The sequence below is a fragment of the Alkalibacterium sp. MB6 genome, from assembly GCF_009935905.1.
Classification (GTDB): domain Bacteria; phylum Bacillota; class Bacilli; order Lactobacillales; family Carnobacteriaceae_A; genus Alkalibacterium.
Genome location: NZ_PREX01000073.1, coordinates 1 through 531 on the forward strand (window position 1 = coordinate 1; position 531 = coordinate 531).

General features: G+C 53.3%; 1 protein-coding gene. It reads right to left on the reverse strand.

Annotation, left to right across the window (positions count from 1 at the left end; translation table 11 throughout):
* On the reverse strand, positions 1–531 hold a 531-nt coding region (locus tag C3945_RS11720), incomplete at both ends, for an Ig-like domain-containing protein (RefSeq protein ID WP_161879830.1).

The following is a 531-nucleotide window of genomic DNA, read 5'->3' on the forward strand; positions in this document are numbered from 1 at the left end:
ATGGTATCACCATCCACCAGACCGCCTGGGTTTGGTACAGTCCATTCGCCTGTTACCGGATCAGTCACCACATCAACGGTGCTTCCATCCGGGAAAGTCACGGTTACGGTTGAACCTGGTTCTGCCGTACCGGTGATTGGATCGGTACCATTGACCGGATCAATGTCTGGCGCATTCGGTGCAGTCACATCCACTGTATACACTTGCGTATCAGTCACTGTGCTGCTGTTACCTGCTGCATCGGTGAAGGTCGCTGTGGCATCAATGGTTTTATCGCCATCGGCCAACAGGTCACTACCTGCCACATCCGCTGTCCAGTTACCTGTCGCTGCATCTACAGTTGCAGTGTAAGTCACGCCATTGATGACTAAAGTCACCACGGTGGTGGCTGCATCTGCAGGGATACCGGTTAAGGTACCTGTTACCGTGATGGTGGTTGTTGATTCTGCTGCATTCAACACGTTGTCCGCAGTCACCGCATCAATCGCAAGGGTTGCACCCGCTGGATTTGGTGGGGTGATGTCTACAGTC